Annotated in this window: 14 protein-coding genes and 3 tRNA genes; 14 read left to right on the forward strand and 3 right to left on the reverse strand. The window is 30.9% G+C overall.

Annotation, left to right across the window (positions count from 1 at the left end):
* The first annotated feature begins 9 nt into the window (after positions 1 to 9).
* From E4J94_RS03745 to E4J94_RS03770, 6 genes are all read left to right on the forward strand, one after another.
* Positions 10 to 690 (forward strand): metal-dependent hydrolase, encoded by a 681-nt coding sequence (locus tag E4J94_RS03745; protein WP_135834522.1) that lies wholly within the window; start codon positions 10 to 12, stop codon positions 688 to 690.
* A 113-nt stretch (positions 691 to 803) separates the two neighbouring features.
* Positions 804 to 1,400, forward strand: coding sequence for a glutathione peroxidase (locus E4J94_RS03750; protein WP_135834523.1), 597 nt, complete (start codon positions 804 to 806; stop codon positions 1,398 to 1,400).
* Positions 1,401 to 1,403: 3 nt separating this feature from the next.
* Positions 1,404 to 2,105 (forward strand): bacillithiol biosynthesis deacetylase BshB1, encoded by a 702-nt coding sequence (gene bshB1, locus E4J94_RS03755; protein WP_135834524.1) that lies wholly within the window; start codon positions 1,404 to 1,406, stop codon positions 2,103 to 2,105.
* Positions 2,106 to 2,223: 118 nt separating this feature from the next.
* Positions 2,224 to 2,299 (forward strand) — tRNA-His (locus E4J94_RS03760).
* A gap of 43 nt (positions 2,300 to 2,342) precedes the next feature.
* Positions 2,343 to 2,418, forward strand: a tRNA-His gene (locus tag E4J94_RS03765).
* A 42-nt stretch (positions 2,419 to 2,460) separates the two neighbouring features.
* Positions 2,461 to 2,536 (forward strand) — tRNA-His (locus tag E4J94_RS03770).
* A 42-nt stretch (positions 2,537 to 2,578) separates the two neighbouring features.
* On the opposite strand, the gene E4J94_RS03775 is transcribed toward E4J94_RS03770, so the two are convergent.
* Positions 2,579 to 3,034 carry a hypothetical protein gene (locus E4J94_RS03775; RefSeq protein WP_135834525.1) on the reverse strand — a complete coding sequence of 152 codons (456 nt, stop codon included), beginning with the start codon at positions 3,032 to 3,034 and terminating at the stop codon, positions 2,579 to 2,581.
* Between the two features lie 159 nt (positions 3,035 to 3,193).
* Between E4J94_RS03775 and E4J94_RS03780 the strand changes: the two genes are divergently transcribed.
* The 8 genes from E4J94_RS03780 to E4J94_RS03815 all read left to right on the forward strand — a co-directional run bounded on the left by E4J94_RS03780 (position 3,194) and on the right by E4J94_RS03815 (position 13,211).
* The gene (locus E4J94_RS03780) at positions 3,194 to 4,150 is read left to right on the forward strand and encodes a hypothetical protein (RefSeq protein WP_135834526.1); all 957 of its coding nucleotides are present in this window, start codon (positions 3,194 to 3,196) and stop codon (positions 4,148 to 4,150) included.
* Between the two features lie 9 nt (positions 4,151 to 4,159).
* Positions 4,160 to 4,687, forward strand: a complete 528-nt coding sequence (locus E4J94_RS03785) for a GNAT family N-acetyltransferase (protein ID WP_135834527.1) — start codon at positions 4,160 to 4,162, stop codon at positions 4,685 to 4,687.
* A gap of 123 nt (positions 4,688 to 4,810) precedes the next feature.
* Positions 4,811 to 5,458: a 2OG-Fe(II) oxygenase gene (locus E4J94_RS03790; protein ID WP_135834528.1), complete on the forward strand. Its 648-nt coding sequence runs from the start codon at positions 4,811 to 4,813 to the stop codon at positions 5,456 to 5,458.
* Positions 5,459 to 5,662: 204 nt separating this feature from the next.
* A complete protein-coding gene (locus E4J94_RS03795) occupies positions 5,663 to 6,340 on the forward strand; it encodes a response regulator transcription factor (RefSeq protein ID WP_135834529.1) in 678 nt (225 codons plus the stop codon).
* A 3-nt stretch (positions 6,341 to 6,343) separates the two neighbouring features.
* Positions 6,344 to 7,681, forward strand: a complete 1,338-nt coding sequence (locus tag E4J94_RS03800; protein WP_246034247.1) for a sensor histidine kinase — start codon at positions 6,344 to 6,346, stop codon at positions 7,679 to 7,681.
* A 72-nt stretch (positions 7,682 to 7,753) separates the two neighbouring features.
* A complete protein-coding gene (locus E4J94_RS03805) occupies positions 7,754 to 9,004 on the forward strand; it encodes a TolC family protein (RefSeq protein ID WP_135834530.1) in 1,251 nt (416 codons plus the stop codon).
* Between the two features lie 4 nt (positions 9,005 to 9,008).
* On the forward strand, positions 9,009 to 10,100 hold the full coding sequence (locus E4J94_RS03810) for an efflux RND transporter periplasmic adaptor subunit (RefSeq protein WP_168801821.1): 1,092 nt from the start codon (positions 9,009 to 9,011) through the stop codon (positions 10,098 to 10,100).
* A 3-nt stretch (positions 10,101 to 10,103) separates the two neighbouring features.
* Positions 10,104 to 13,211 carry an efflux RND transporter permease subunit gene (locus E4J94_RS03815; protein WP_135834532.1) on the forward strand — a complete coding sequence of 1,036 codons (3,108 nt, stop codon included), beginning with the start codon at positions 10,104 to 10,106 and terminating at the stop codon, positions 13,209 to 13,211.
* Positions 13,212 to 13,289: 78 nt separating this feature from the next.
* On the opposite strand, the gene trxB is transcribed toward E4J94_RS03815, so the two are convergent.
* Complete coding sequence (gene trxB / locus E4J94_RS03820; RefSeq protein WP_135834533.1) at positions 13,290 to 14,234, reverse strand: thioredoxin-disulfide reductase; 945 nt, start codon at positions 14,232 to 14,234, stop codon at positions 13,290 to 13,292.
* Between the two features lie 71 nt (positions 14,235 to 14,305).
* On the reverse strand, positions 14,306 to 15,316 hold the full coding sequence (gene holA, locus E4J94_RS03825) for a DNA polymerase III subunit delta (RefSeq protein ID WP_135834534.1): 1,011 nt from the start codon (positions 15,314 to 15,316) through the stop codon (positions 14,306 to 14,308).
* Position 15,317 lies beyond the last annotated feature (1 nt).

Below are 15,317 nucleotides of genomic sequence, written 5' to 3' on the forward strand. Positions count from 1 at the left end.
AAATATATAATGAAAATTCAATATTTAGGTCATGCTTCTTTAGCTATAGAAGCAAATGGAAAACATATTGTAATAGATCCTTTTATTACACCAAACGAATTAGCTAAAAGTATAGATTTTGAGAATTTGAAAGCTGATTATATTGTAATCACTCACGCACATCAAGATCATGTGTACGATGTTGAAGAATTGGCAAAACGTACTGGAGCTTTAATTATTTCAAATGCAGAAATAGCAACTTATTATGGTACAAAAGGATTAAATGCTCATGGAATGAATACTGGAGGGAAATTTAATTTTGACTTTGGTTCAATTCAGTCTACGATAGCATTTCACTCAAGTTCTTTCGCAGACGGAACTTATGGAGGTGATCCAAATGGATATATTATAGAAAGTGAAGGGAAACGAATTTATATAGCAGGTGATACAGCTTTGACATATGAGATGAAATTGATTCCAGATACAATAGGTCAATTAGATTTAGCTATATTACCAATTGGAGATAACTTTACAATGGGCGCAAAAAGTGCATCTATTGCTGCAGAATATGTCCAAGCAACTAAAGTTTTGGGATATCATTATGATACATTTCCGCCAATTAAAATTGATAAAGCCGAAGCAAAATCAATTTTCTTTTCAAGACATATTCAATTGATTTTATTGGAAATAGGAGAGGATTTAACTGTTTAAAATATTTTTCTTAACAAATAATAAAGCTCATCTATGATGAGCTTTATTATTTTAACCTTCTTTAACTTACAAATAAAGACAATTTTTATAAATTTGTTTAAAACAAATAAGCAATGAAATACTTATTCATCGGATTTTTAGGTCTGTTTATAGCTTGTAATGCGCAAGAAAACAAAAAGGTAGTTTCTAAAAAACAACCAACTCATCAAAATATAAAAAATACGCAAAAAGTGAATAAAATTTACGATTATACATTCAAAGATATCAATGATGACGATTTTAATTTCGCAGATTTGAAAGGTAAAAAAGTATTGATTTTGAATACTGCTTCAAAATGTGGTTACACGCCTCAATATGATGCTTTAGAAAAATTGTATCAAGAATATAAAGATCAAGGTTTGATTATTGTTGGATTTCCGTCGGATAATTTTGGAGGACAAGAGTTTGATAACAACGAAGAAATTGCAAGTTTTTGTAAATTGAACTATGGAGTTACATTTCCTTTGATGTCAAAAAGTGACGTGATTGGAAAAAATCAGAATGAAGTGTTCAAATTTTTAACGAAAAAATCATTGAATGGAAAATCTGATAATGATGTAAAATGGAATTTCACGAAATTTTTGATTAACGAAGATGGAACTTTAGAAGCTTCTTATCCTTCAAAGGTTACTCCAAATTCAAAAGAAATAATAGATTGGTTAAATAAATAATAAATGAAGTTAGATATTCTTGCAATTGGTGCGCATCCTGATGATGTGGAATTAGGCTGTGGAGGAACACTTGCAAAAGAGATTAAAAATGGTAAAATAATTGGAATTCTTGATTTAACTAAAGGAGAATTGGGAACTCGTGGTACCGATGAAACGCGCCGTGTAGAAGCAAATGATGCCAAAAACATTTTGGGCGTTGCTGTGAGAGAAAATCTAGGAATTTCAGATGGTTTTTTCTTGAATGATAAAGAAAATCAATTGAAAATTGTCGAAATTATTCGCAAATATCAACCTGATATTATTTTGAGTAATGCACCACATGATAGGCATCCAGATCATGGAAAGGGTTCGGATTTAGTGAATACAGCTGTATTTTTATCAGGATTACCTAAAATAGAAAATGGATTGTCTGCATGGCGACCAAAAAAACACTTTCATTATATTCAATGGTTACCTTTAGAACCTAACTTTGTAGTAGATATTACAGGTTTTATTGAAACAAAAGTTGAAGCCTGTTTGGCTTATAAAACACAATTTTTTGATCCTAATTCTAATGAACCACAAACACCAATTTCTTCTAAGAATTTTACAGACTCTATACGATATCGAGCGTATGATTTAGGAAGATTAATTGGAACAGAAGCTGGTGAAGGATTTATTTCAAGAAGTTACATAGGTGTAAATAATTTAGATTCTTTGATTTAGAAATAAAGGTGTAAAAAACCTTTATTTTTTTATTAAAATTATTTGCTAGTACCGATTAATAGGCTATATTTGCAATCCAATTGAGAGATTAAATTATAGTTAATTTCTTAGTGTAAATGGTGATTGTAGCTCAGTTGGTTAGAGCGCCGGATTGTGGTTCCGGAGGTCGTGGGTTCGAGACCCATCATTCACCCTAAAAACTTTAGAATTAGTTTTAAAAAAAAATTCATACCAAATGGTGATTGTAGCTCAGTTGGTTAGAGCGCCGGATTGTGGTTCCGGAGGTCGTGGGTTCGAGACCCATCATTCACCCTAAAAACTTTAGAATTAGTTTTAAAAGAAATTAACGCCAAATGGTGATTGTAGCTCAGTTGGTTAGAGCGCCGGATTGTGGTTCCGGAGGTCGTGGGTTCGAGACCCATCATTCACCCTAATAAAAAGCCTTAACAATTATTGTTAAGGCTTTTATATTTTTAAATTAATCCAAATTGTTTAAAATGATGTGTAAAATGTTTTTTATGAAATGTTTTCCAATCCTCATAATCTATTTCATCTAGAACAGGATTTACAACTTTTGCATTAGGATGATTCTCAAAATAAAAATGAAATTGATTAATTTCATTTTCTAGCTTATCTATCGCAGCTTCTAAAGAAGGATAACGTAAATCTAATAACCCTTCCATTCCGCCTGCTTTTATACCTTTTTGCATTTCTTGGTCTGATTCTAATAAGAAAGCTTTATACTGTGGAATTTGCTCTTTTGGAGTACGACAAGGAATAGTTAAACTACCATTTGACATTTTTGTAGTTACAATTAAATGCTCAACCATGTGTTGAGGTGTCATAATTCCCCACTCTGGTTGTTGATTTTTATCTAAACTTTTTAGTTTAGAAATAACATCAGCTTTATCTTCAAAATTTAGAAACATATTTTTTAATTTTTCATTGAAGGTAAAAAGAAAAAGTGGATTATACTATGATTTTATTTTGGTTATAAATAAACTAAAAAATATTAACAAATACTATTTTAGTAATAAGATAAATATTTTAAATAAAATTTTATTTTTGTTTATAAACAATCTAGGTGTATGAAGAAATTAATCTATGTATTATTAAGTGTAAATTTGATAATCTCTTGTGTTTCACAAAAGAATCAAAATATTAATGAACATATTTTGACATTAAAGAATAGTTATTGTAAAGCACCTCACCATTATAATTATAAGAAAGAGTTACCTTCATACAATTCAGATTCTATTATAAAAGAAAATTCGGATCTAAGAGCTAATTTTTCTGATCAAAGTATACTTATTCTAAATGCTCTTGAATCACTAGATGAGGTTGAGAAAATAAATGAACTAAAAAAAGATTCTTCTTTAGAATCAAGAATAAGAGTATTGGAACTAAAAAATTCTATTAATAATAAAATTACAATAGCTTTAACTGAATTAGATGCTGTTGCAGCGGAGTTTGATTGCGAAGGAGAACGAGTAGAACAAATGGCAAGTTATGTACAGAATATAAATGATAATCGTAATAATAAATTAGTGATATATTCTATAGTTGCTGGAGCTGCTGCTTCTGTTGCTAGCGGAATTATTAGTAATGATAGTTGGGGAAATGCGGTTGATATTGGAGGAGGTGTTTTAGGAGCTGGCCTTGGATTTGCAACCCTAAATCCTAAAGGACGAAAAGTTGAGTTTATTCATCAAAGGAACTTGTTAAGAGATGTTTGGACTCAAAAGTTAGAGTCAGAAAACTTTCCTCCATTCGTTTGGTACATGTATACGGAAAAAAAGTTTTCAAATCATACAGACGGTAAATCGATTATAGAAAATATAAAAGATCGTTGGTTAGAATTTAATTTTGAGAATAATATAGAACATGCAAATCAATCTGTTAATTTTGGAGATGGAGGAGTATATAGAGCTTCAGATTTATTTAATCGTTCACGTATGTTAAATCAAATGCAGTCTGCTACACGAACAATTAATCAAAACATTAATTACTTATTGTTAGATTTAGATAAATTAGTATTGTACTAAAATAGACAAATGATAAATATTCAACCGAATTTAGAAAATGATTTAGTGGAACTAAAACCATTATTAATAAACGATTTTGAAGATCTATATATAGCCGCGTCTGATCCAAAAGTTTGGGAACAACATCCGAATAAAAATCGTTGGAAAAGAGATGTTTTTATGATTTTTTTTGATGGAGCAATTCAAAGTAAGGGAGCTTTTAAGATTATAGATAAACAAACAAATCAAGTGATTGGAAGTTCTCGTTTCTATGATTATAATGAGCAAGACTCATCAATTCTAGTAGGCTATACGTTTTATTCGACAAATTGTTGGGGAAAAGGCTTTAATCCTTCTGTTAAAAAATTAATGTTTGATTACATTTTTCAGTTTGTTGAAAAAATTTATTTACATGTTGGTGCTGATAATGTGCGTTCGCAAATTGCAGTTGAACGTTTGGGGTGCAAAAAAGTGAAAGAAGAAGAAGTAAAATATTTTGGGGAGGAACCAAAATTAAATTTTATCTATCAGCTGAATAAAATTGACTGGTTTAAGTAATTGAAAATTAAAACTATTTTTTATAGACAAAGTTTTTCTGTTAATTTTTTTTAAAAAAAATAAAAATTATGATTTTACTTTTCGTAATAAAATATACTTTTACTGAAGTTTTCATAATAATGAATGAGTAATATTACATTAAACCCAATTTATGAAAAGATTATTGATGACTTATCAAATCAAAAATACTCTATTTCAGACTTTTTTTTCTCAACAGAAGAAACAAAACAACTTCGCGAAGCAATAATTCGAAAAGAAAATAAAAAAGATTTTCATCAAGCAGCTGTCGGAAGTTCGGTTAACGAACAAATTGTAAAATCAATCAGAGGTGATAAAATCAGATGGATTGATGAAGAAAATAAAACAGAAACGGAAGAAATCTTTTTCTCAAAAATCAATGATTTTATTGAATATCTCAATCTAACATGCTACATGGGCATTGAGGAAAGTGAATTTCATTATGCCATTTATCCCGAAGGGACATTTTACCAAAAACATGTTGATGCTTTCAAAAATGATGATAGACGTACACTTTCGATTGTGTTGTATTTGAATGATGAAGAATGGAAAGATGAATTTGGCGGACAATTGACTTTGTACTTGTCAGATGAGAATAAGAATGAAACGGAATTAGATATTGTTCCTCTTGCTGGTCGTTTGGCTGTTTTTGATAGTAAAACTATTCCTCATGAAGTAAAAACCGTTAATCGACCAAGATATAGTATCACAGGTTGGTTGAAAACTAGAGGAAATATTTTGACGTATTTATAATTAAAATTTGTAGTCGTTTTGTAGTTGTTTTTGAAATTTCAATTTACAAAGAAAAGATGAGATATCTAGATTGATTTAATTAAATAAATAATACAAAAAGCTCAACTAAATTGTTGAGCTTTTTGTATTAAAATCCTATTAGAAAGTCACCTATATTTATTTCTTCTAACTTAAAATTATTATTTTTGAAAAAACTGAAACAAAATGCAAATTTTAGTAATCGAAGATGATAAGCGAATTAGCGATTTTTTAATCAAAGGATTAGAAGAAAATGGACATTTGGTTACGCTTTGTAAAGATGCGGAAACTGTTTTAGATGAATTTCTTACGATTCAGTTTGATTTGATTATTTGTGACATTATGTTACCAAAAATGGATGGAATTCAGCTTGTACAAACACTTCGTTACAAGAAAATATTCACTCCAATATTGATGTTAAGCGCTTTGAATACAGTTCAAGATAAAGTATCCGCTTTAGATTATGGTGCAGATGATTACATTACAAAACCATTTCATTTCGACGAATTATTATCGCGAATCAAAGCTTTGACGCGCCGGAATCAGTTTCGTTCGCAAGAAGTTCCTGAAAATAAATTGATTTTTGATGACTTAGAAATTGATTTGGATCAATACAAAGTTTTTGTAAATAAAGAAGAAACAGAACTTTCTCCACGAGAGTTTAAGTTGTTGAATTATTTAATCGAAAATATAGATAAAACCGTTACTCGTATCCAAATTTTAAACGCCGTTTGGGGAATAACATTCGATAATCACACCAATGTAGTGGATGTTTACATTTCGTATTTGCGTAATAAAATTGAAAAAAACGGGACGAAATATATTCACACGGTAAAAGGCGTTGGTTATATGTTTAAAGCCTAAATTATGAAATTAAAACACCGATTAGCGCTTTATTCAGTCGTTATTTTCAGTATAATTATTCTGATTGTTTCTACAATTATTTATTTTTCTTTTTATACCGAAATGGAGAAAAAAGAGATCAAATCATTGCAGAATAAGACACTATTGGCTTCTATTTATTATTTAGAAAAAGACGAATTGCCTGTTCTAGAACATAATAATATCAAAAGTCAATTAGAGAAGACGATTTCTCGAAAAAATATTTTAATTGTTGATCATAACAATAAAAAATACAATGGAAATATGTCTTCCAATAAAGATATTTCGACCAATTTTATAGAAAATATTCGTGCCAATAAATCCGATTTTTTTACAAGTAAAGACTTCTTTTATAACGGAATTTTTTATCATGATAATGAAGGTGATTTTGTTGTAATCACACGTGAATCTAAACAAGAATTTAATGAACAAATGCAATCGTTACTTCAAATTTTGATTTCGGTTTCATTGATTGGGTTAATTTTTATTTATCTATTTTCTAATTTTTTAGGAATAATTGCTTATGAACCGATTACAAAAATTATTGAACAAATAAAAGAGCGTGATGCGAAGAATTTTACTGAACCTTTAAAGCTCAATAAGTCGTATGCAGAGATTGAGGATTTAATCAAAACCTACAATCATTTTATTGATCGAATGGCACAAACTTTTAATGTACAAAAGAATTTTATCGATTATGTTTCGCACGAATTACGAACGCCAATTACTGCATTATTAGGAACTTTAGAAGTAACGAATCATAAAAAAAGAACGCTCGAAGAATACGAAAACGTGATTGTACAACTGAAGCAATATACCAATGATTTGCAAGAAACGTTAGACCAAATGATGTTACTTTCGGGAGCAAAAACGAGTTTTGAATTTAGTCAAATTCGAATTGATGAAGTAGTTTGGCAAGTGATTGAAAATGCTATTTTGTATCATCAAGCACGTATAAATGTGGATTTACAAGTCGAAAATAATCAATTGTTAACCATTCAAGGAAATGAAAAATTATTAGAAGTTGCGTTGAATAATTTAGTAAGTAACGCAATAAAATATTCGAACAATCAACCGATTTTAGTGCAGTTTTTGGAAATTAATCATCGTTTGCAAATTCATATTTCCGATTTAGGAATTGGTATTTTAGAAACCGATATCAAACAAATTAAACAAAACTTTTTTCGAGGAAAAAATACGCAAGATTTTCAAGGAAAAGGCATTGGACTTTCGATGGCGAATATTATTTTTACACTTCATCAAATTGATATCGAAATTGTTCCGAATAAACCTAAAGGAACGATTGTTAAACTCATTTTCTAATCTACTTTTAATCTAACTTAAAACTCACCTTAATCTTACACTTTTACTTTTGAATTTTCAAAAAGAGTAGAAGTGAAGAAGATCTATTATACAGCAATTCCAATTGTTCTTGCGATACAAACACAGGCGCAAAACATAACGTTGGACAATTTAGAAGCCGCGTTTTTACAAAAAAATTATGCGCTTATTGCGAATAAATTCAATGTAGACAGAATTGATGCTGAAATTATTCAGGAGAAATTATGGCAAAATCCAACGTTGAGTATTTCTGAGGTTAATCTTTGGAAAACTTATAATGTAGAAGAACAGCCTTATTTATTTGGTAAATATGGGAAAAATCAACAAATTTCTGTCGAATTAGAGCAATTAATTGAAACCGCTGGTAAACGAAAAAAGCGTGTTGCGATTAAAGAATTAGAGAAAAATTCGGCACTTTTTGAGTATGAGGAATTGTTGCGTGAGCTGAAAAAAGAATTAAGACAAACATATTTTTCGTTGGCGCGTATTCAATCTGAAAAGAAAGAATTGCAAAATAGTGTTGATTTGTTTGTACAAATGATAACACAATATCAGCGACAAGCAGATTTAAAAAATGTTCCCAAAGCAGATTTTTACAGACTTCAAACAGAATTAATTGGTTTACAAAAAGATCAAATTGAGTTAGAAAATCAAGAAATTGAATACATCAATAAACTTCGATTGTTAACGCAAAACTCAGATTTAAATGTAGATGAAATAGATTTTTCAAGATTCAATTCTCATTCCAAATCAATACCATTTAATGCTAAACAATTAGCAAAAGAGCAAAATATAGCGTTAAAAAAACAAGAGAATGAAATCAATTTAGCTGAAAAACAATTGATTTTAGAAAAAGCACAACGTACACCAGATTTGGCTTTTCAAGTAAATTATGATCGAGGTGGAAATATTATGCGCGATTTTGTTGGTGTTGGTGTAAGCATTGATTTACCGATTTTCAATACGAATAAAGGAACCATCAAAGCTTCTGAAATTGTACTGAATCAACAACAAATCACCAAAAATGCCTTGAATTCTGAATTAGATATTTCGATTGATCGCCTTCAAAATCAAATCAATCAATTGGATAAAGCGCTTATTCAGTGGAAAAAATTGAACAATCAAGAGCAATTAACCATGATTGACAATTACAAAAAACATTTACAAAACAAACAAATTACTTTACTAGAGTTTATAGATTTTACACAGGCTTATCGAGAATCTCAACAAGCTTATTTTGATTTGTTAGAGAATTATCAAAACACATTCGAAGAATTAAATTATATCGTTGGACAAGATTTATAAAATGATGAAAAAATTTTTTTATTTTTTAGCTGCTTTTACTTTGGTTTTAAGTAGTTGTAACAAGCAAGAAACCGAGAAAGAAGCGGTAAAAGAAAACAAATTTTGTTTAAATGATCAGTTGAAAAAGTCAACCGAAATTGTACCAGTTTTGCAGCAACCAATTCACGAACAATTAACCTTATCAGGAAAAATTGAGTACAACGAAAATGATTTAGTTGGCTTTAAAAGTTTGCTGCAAGGTGTGGTAGATAAAGTGAATTTTGAATTAGGCGATTATGTGCGTCAAGGTCAAGTGCTGGCAGTTGTAAAATCGAACGAAGTACTGGATTTGGTGCAGCAAAAGCGTTATCATCAAAATCAAATGGATTTGATTCGAAAACAAATCAAGTCGAAAAAAGAATTATTGAATGATGGAATGGCTTCTCAACCCGAAGTTACAGAGGCAGAACACGAATTACAATCAGCGCAAATTGAAATTGATAAAATCAATGCAACCTTGAAGATGTATCGTGCAGTTGGCAATGGTCAATTCCAGATTTTATCACCTAAAAATGGTTATATCGTTCAGAAAAACATGAGCGTTGGTCAATCTATTACTTCAGATTCAGATGAAAATCTTTTTTCTATTTCAAACTTAAAACAGGTTTGGGTAATGGTAAATATTTACGCCAATAATCTGCAATATGTAAAAAAAGGTGATGCTGTAAAAGTGAAATCTATGGCGTATCCTGATCGAATTTATGTTGGAAAAATTGATAAAATATACAATGTGTTTGATGAAAATGAACACGTTTTGAAAGCGCGTGTTGTGTTAGAAAATCAAGATTTGAACTTGATGCCAGGTTTGAGTGCAGATATTATTATCGATAAACAAAATATTATTGGAAATGCATTTGCGATACCAAACAAAGCCAAAGTTTTTGAGAACAACAAGGAATATGTGGTTGTATATAAAAATGATTGTACAATGGAAATCCGAAAAATTACGACGATTGGTCAGAATGAGGAATACACATTTGTTAGCGAAAAGTTTGCTCCAAATGAGAAAGTTATTTCTCGAAACGCTCTTATGATATTTGAGGAATTAAATAAATAATAAATGAAAAAGTTAGTACAATCAGTCGTAACTTTTTCGTTACGAAATACAACCTTTGTTTTATTTGCTGTATTTGCATTACTCTTTGCAGGTATATTTTCTTTAAAACATACACCGATAGAGGCATTTCCAGATGTAACGAATACTAGAGCTCGTATTATAACACAATGGCCAGGAAGAAGTGCTGAAGAAATGGAAAAATTGGTGACTCTACCAGTTTCAAAAGTAATGAATAGTATTCCGCATAAATCAAATATTCGTTCTATTTCTCTTTTCGGGTTATCTGTTGTTACTGTTCAGTTTGAAGATGGTGTAGATGATTTTTATGCACAACAATACGTATCGAATAAATTAAGTGGAGTTGATTTACCAGAAGGAGCTGATGCGGATATTGAACCACCTTCTGGTGCTACGGGAGAGATTTTTCGTTATGTAATCAAAAGTGATTTACCAATAAAGGAAGTTACAGCAATTCAGGATTGGGTAATTGAACGTGAATTACTTTCTGTATCAGGAGTTGCGGATGTTGTAAGTTTTGGTGGAGAAGAAAAAACATATGAAATCAAAATCAATCCAACCGAATTAAAAAATTATAATTTATCGCCTTTAGATGTTTACGAAGCAGTTTCTAAATCAAATATAAATGTAGGTGGAGATGTTATTCAGCAAGGAGATCAAGCTTATGTAGTTCGTGGTGTTGGTTTGTTAGATAAGATAGAGGATATAGGAAATATTACTGTTGCTCTAAATGGTTCTACACCAATTCTTATCAAAAATGTAGCAGATGTTGTTGTTTCAAATAAACCTAGATTGGGACAAGTTGGTTATAATGAAAATGATGATATGGTTCAAGGTATCGTTATTATGCTACGAGGAGAAAATCCATCAGAAGTCATTGGAAACCTGAAAGCGAAGATTGAAGAATTAAATACAAGAACTTTACCAGATAATGTAAAAATTGAAACAGTTGTAGATCGTACGAAATTGGTGGATAATACAGTACATACGGTTTCTAAAAATATCATTGAAGGTATTTTATTAGTTTCATTAATTGTTTTTGTTTTTTTATATAATTGGAAATCAACATTTATTGTAGCTTCGGTTATTCCGCTTTCTTTTTTGTTCGCAATTATTATGTTGAAAATACAAGGATTACCAGCGAATTTAATTTCAATGGGTTCATTGGATTTTGGATTGTTGTTAGAAGGAACTTTGGTAATTGTGGAAACAGTTTTTGTTGCTTTAGCTACAATGCAACATAAAGTAGGAGCAGAACGTTTCGCGAAAATGAGTAAAATGGGCGTTATAAAGAAAAGTGCAGGAAGTGTGGCTTCTTATATTTTCTTTGCTTTACTTATTCTTATTGTTGCTTTATTACCGATATTCTCATTCCAAAAAGTGGAAGGTAAAATGTTCTCTCCTTTAGCATTTACATTAGGATATGCATTATTAGGATCTTTAATATTAAGTCTAACTTATGTTCCTGCAATGTGTAAGTTGCTTTTTAAGAAAAATATGGAGGAGAAAGAGAACTTTATTACTCGATTTTTTCAGAAAACTATTTTCGGATTATATGAAACCGCATTTCGTTATAAAAAAGCAACAATAGGAATCTTTTTGGGGATTTTAGCTCTTTGTTTGTTTAAATTCTCACATTATGGATCAGAATTTCTTCCGAAATTGAATGAAGGAGCAATTTACATTCGTGCAACTTTACCAAATAGTGTCAATTTACAAGAATCAACTCGATTAACAAAAGAAATGAAAGATCTGATGCAGAAAGATTGTGATGAAATTGATTTTATTTTAACACAAACAGGTCGTCCAAATGATGGGACAGATCCAACAGGATTCTTTAATATTGAGTTTAATATTCAATTAAAAGATAAAAAAGATTGGAAGCGTAAGGTTTCAAAAGAAGAGATTATTCAAGAGATGCGAGATAAACTGAATCATTATCCTGGAATTGTATTTGGATTTTCGCAACCCATTCAAGATAATGTTGAAGAATATGTCGCTGGTGTAAAAAGTTCATTAGTTATTAAGATTTTTGGTGATGATTTGTATGATTTAGAAAAATATGCAAATAAGGTAGCTTCATCTATAGAAAAAGTAAATGGAATAACGGATATCAATGTTTACAAAAATATTGGATTACCTGAACTTAGAATAGAATTGAGTGATACAAAAATGGCGAAATATGGTATTAGTACAGCGGATGTTCAGGCAGTAATTGAAATGACAATTGGTGGACAAGCAGCTACTAAGTTTTATGAAAATGATAGACAGTTTGATGTTATTCTTCGTTTTCAGGAAGCTTATAGAGATACTCCTGAGAAAATTGGAAATATTTTGATTCCGACAAGTAACGGGAACAATGTCCCTTTGCAGGAAATAGCTACAATTGGTTATCAAACAGGACCTGCTTTTATTTATCGAGAAGGAAATAGCCGTTATATCGGTGTAGGATTCAGTATAGAAGGTCGTGATTTAGGAAGTACAATCGATGAAGCGAAGAAAGTAGTGGCCAAAGAAGTTAAATTACCGAAAGAAAATTACATGGAATGGGCTGGTGAATTCGAAAGTAAAGAGCGCGCAGCAAAACAATTAGCAATGGTCGTTCCGGTTTCGTTAGTTTTGATTTTATTATTATTGTACACTAATTTCGGAAATGTAAAAGACACAGCGATAGCTGCATTAACACTGCCTTTTGCTTTTATTGGAGGATTTATTTCGCTTTGGGTAACAGGAACTATTTTTGGTATATCTGCGGGAATAGGTTTTATTATTCTTTTTGGAGTAGCAACAATTGATGGAATTGTTCTAATTGGTGTTATTCGAGATAATTTAAAGCATAAAATGCAATTAAAAGAAGCAATAGTTAATGGTGTTAAAAGTAGAATACGCCCTGTTGTGATGATTGCGCTTATGGGATCGATGGGATTATTACCAGCAGCACTTTCTACCGGAATGGGATCAGAAATTCAAAAGCCTTTGGCAATTATGATTGTAGGAGGATTAATCATTTGTTTAATTTTATCCTTTACAATTCTTCCAGTTGTATTTTATTATGCCTATAGAAAAGAATATCAACAGAAATTCCTGAAATAATTTGTAGTTGTTTATTTTATTAAAAGAAATAGCGAGCATTAGCTCGCTATTTTTGTATTTATAATTTCTTCTGAAAAATTATGCTTCAAAAAATTCTGCAACATAACGTTCTGCGTCTAATGCAGCAGCACAACCAGATCCAGCAGCAGTAATTGCTTGTCTGTAAACAGAATCTTGTACATCACCAGCAGCAAAAACACCAGGTACATTTGTTTTGTACGAACGATCTTGCGTGATTAAATATCCCGTTTCGTCCATATCCAATTTCCCTTGGAATAATTCCGTATTTGGTTTATGTCCAATCGCGATAAAAACTCCATCAACGATTAATTCTTTTTCTTCGTTTGTAACATTGTTGATGATTTTAGCTTTTTCAACAACATTGTTTCCTTCTAAACCAATTAATTCGTGGTTATATAAAACCTCTAAATTATGCGTATTTGCAACACGATCTTGCATAGCTTTAGACGCACGCATTTCTTCTTTACGAACTAATAAATAAACCTTGTTACAAAGTTTTGATAAGTAAGTTGCTTCTTCAGCAGCCGTATCACCACCACCGACTACAGCAACATCTTTACCGCGGTAAAAGAAACCATCGCAAGTTGCACAAGCCGAAACTCCGCTACCAGCGTATTTAGTTTCATCATCTAAACCTAAATATTTCGCAGTTGCACCAGTCGAAATAATGATAGAACGCGCTTGGTAAGTTCCATTGTTCGATTTTACAGTATGTACATCACCTTCTTTTTCTCCAAAAGTTACTTCCGTTACATATTCGTATTTTATTTCAGTTCCAAAACGCTCAGCTTGTTTTTGTAAATCAGCCATCAATTCTGGTCCTGTAACTGCTTCTGGATAACCTGGGAAATTCTCAACATCAGTTGTTGTTGTTAATTGTCCACCTGGTTCCATACCAGTTAAAATCAAAGGGTTCATGTTCGCGCGTGCTGCATAAATTCCAGCTGTATAACCCGCAGGTCCAGATCCTATTATGATAACATCTCTTACGTTATTTTCCATTGTGTTGTTTTATTTTTTTACAAATTTAGTATTTCTTATTTAGTTTTCTCGATTCTATAAATAGATGAAAATTATAGATTCATAATTTTATACACTAATTCAATCAATAATTGGCTTGGTGTCACATTTCCAGTAGTTCCAACACCTTTTCCTTTCAAATCATATTCACGTATAAATGAGATAATTCTCGTAGCTTTTTTTAGCGGATAATTACTCGCAGCTGTCATCATTCCTTGTACAAAGTAGGGATTAATTCCTAATACTTTTGCCAAATTTTGCTTCGATTTATCTGGCGTAATATGTATTTGAATGATGTTTGTAAACAGATTAAAAATTGTTGTGATTGAAACGACGTACGGGTTATCCTTCGGATTTTTCTCGAAATATTTAATGATTTTGAATGCTTTTTCGATGTTCTTCGTTTCGATTGCATTGCGAAGTTCAAAAACATTATAATCTTTACTAATCCCAATATGTTCCTCAATATGATTTGGTGTTATAGTTTTATTCGCACCAACAATTGTAAAGAGTTTTTCTAATTCATTATTCAATCGAGACAAATCAGCTCCCACATATTCTGTCAACAAAAACTTTGCTTTTGGTTCAATCTTAAATTGATTATCTCCAACTTTTTGTTCTATCCAAGCTGGCAATTCGCTTTCATAAATCTTTTTGAATTCGTGGTAATACCCTTTTTCATTCAGAACTTTGTAGATTTTCTTGCGTTTATCAAGTGAATTTCCTTTGTAATTGATAATTAAAACCGTCGAATCTTGTACTTGATTCGCGTACATTTCCAACTGATCTATCGAACGACTAAGATGTTGCGCTTCTTTTACAATGACTACAGATTTTTCTGCACCCATCGGGTATTGACGTGCCATTCCTATTAATTGCCCTATTTCAACATCTTGTCCGTAAACTATTGTTTGGTTAAAACCTTTTTCTTCTTCTGGTAAAATATTCGCTTCCAATAAATCAGTTACCTGATCGATGAAAAATGGCTCATCGCCAGCCAAGAAGTAAATCGGTTTATAGTTTTTGTTTTTTATATCTTTGATCAAAGATTCTACAGGACTCATA

This window comes from Empedobacter tilapiae (assembly GCF_004785645.1).
In the GTDB taxonomy this organism is placed as follows: domain Bacteria; phylum Bacteroidota; class Bacteroidia; order Flavobacteriales; family Weeksellaceae; genus Empedobacter; species Empedobacter tilapiae.

Excerpts from the sequence above, each read along its gene's own strand:
- E4J94_RS03745 (WP_135834522.1), top strand. The coding sequence starts at position 10 with ATGAAAATTCAATATTTAGGTCATGCTTCTTTAGCTATAGAAGCAAAT.
- E4J94_RS03750 (WP_135834523.1), top strand. The coding sequence starts at position 804 with ATGAAATACTTATTCATCGGATTTTTAGGTCTGTTTATAGCTTGTAAT.
- bshB1 (WP_135834524.1), top strand. The coding sequence starts at position 1,404 with ATGAAGTTAGATATTCTTGCAATTGGTGCGCATCCTGATGATGTGGAA.
- E4J94_RS03775 (WP_135834525.1), bottom strand. The coding sequence starts at position 3,034 with ATGTTTCTAAATTTTGAAGATAAAGCTGATGTTATTTCTAAACTAAAA.
- E4J94_RS03780 (WP_135834526.1), top strand. The coding sequence starts at position 3,194 with ATGAAGAAATTAATCTATGTATTATTAAGTGTAAATTTGATAATCTCT.
- E4J94_RS03785 (WP_135834527.1), top strand. The coding sequence starts at position 4,160 with ATGATAAATATTCAACCGAATTTAGAAAATGATTTAGTGGAACTAAAA.
- E4J94_RS03790 (WP_135834528.1), top strand. The coding sequence starts at position 4,811 with ATGAGTAATATTACATTAAACCCAATTTATGAAAAGATTATTGATGAC.
- E4J94_RS03795 (WP_135834529.1), top strand. The coding sequence starts at position 5,663 with ATGCAAATTTTAGTAATCGAAGATGATAAGCGAATTAGCGATTTTTTA.
- E4J94_RS03800 (WP_246034247.1), top strand. The coding sequence starts at position 6,344 with ATGAAATTAAAACACCGATTAGCGCTTTATTCAGTCGTTATTTTCAGT.
- E4J94_RS03810 (WP_168801821.1), top strand. The coding sequence starts at position 9,009 with ATGAAAAAATTTTTTTATTTTTTAGCTGCTTTTACTTTGGTTTTAAGT.
- E4J94_RS03815 (WP_135834532.1), top strand. The coding sequence starts at position 10,104 with ATGAAAAAGTTAGTACAATCAGTCGTAACTTTTTCGTTACGAAATACA.
- trxB (WP_135834533.1), bottom strand. The coding sequence starts at position 14,234 with ATGGAAAATAACGTAAGAGATGTTATCATAATAGGATCTGGACCTGCG.
- holA (WP_135834534.1), bottom strand. The coding sequence starts at position 15,316 with ATGAGTCCTGTAGAATCTTTGATCAAAGATATAAAAAACAAAAACTAT.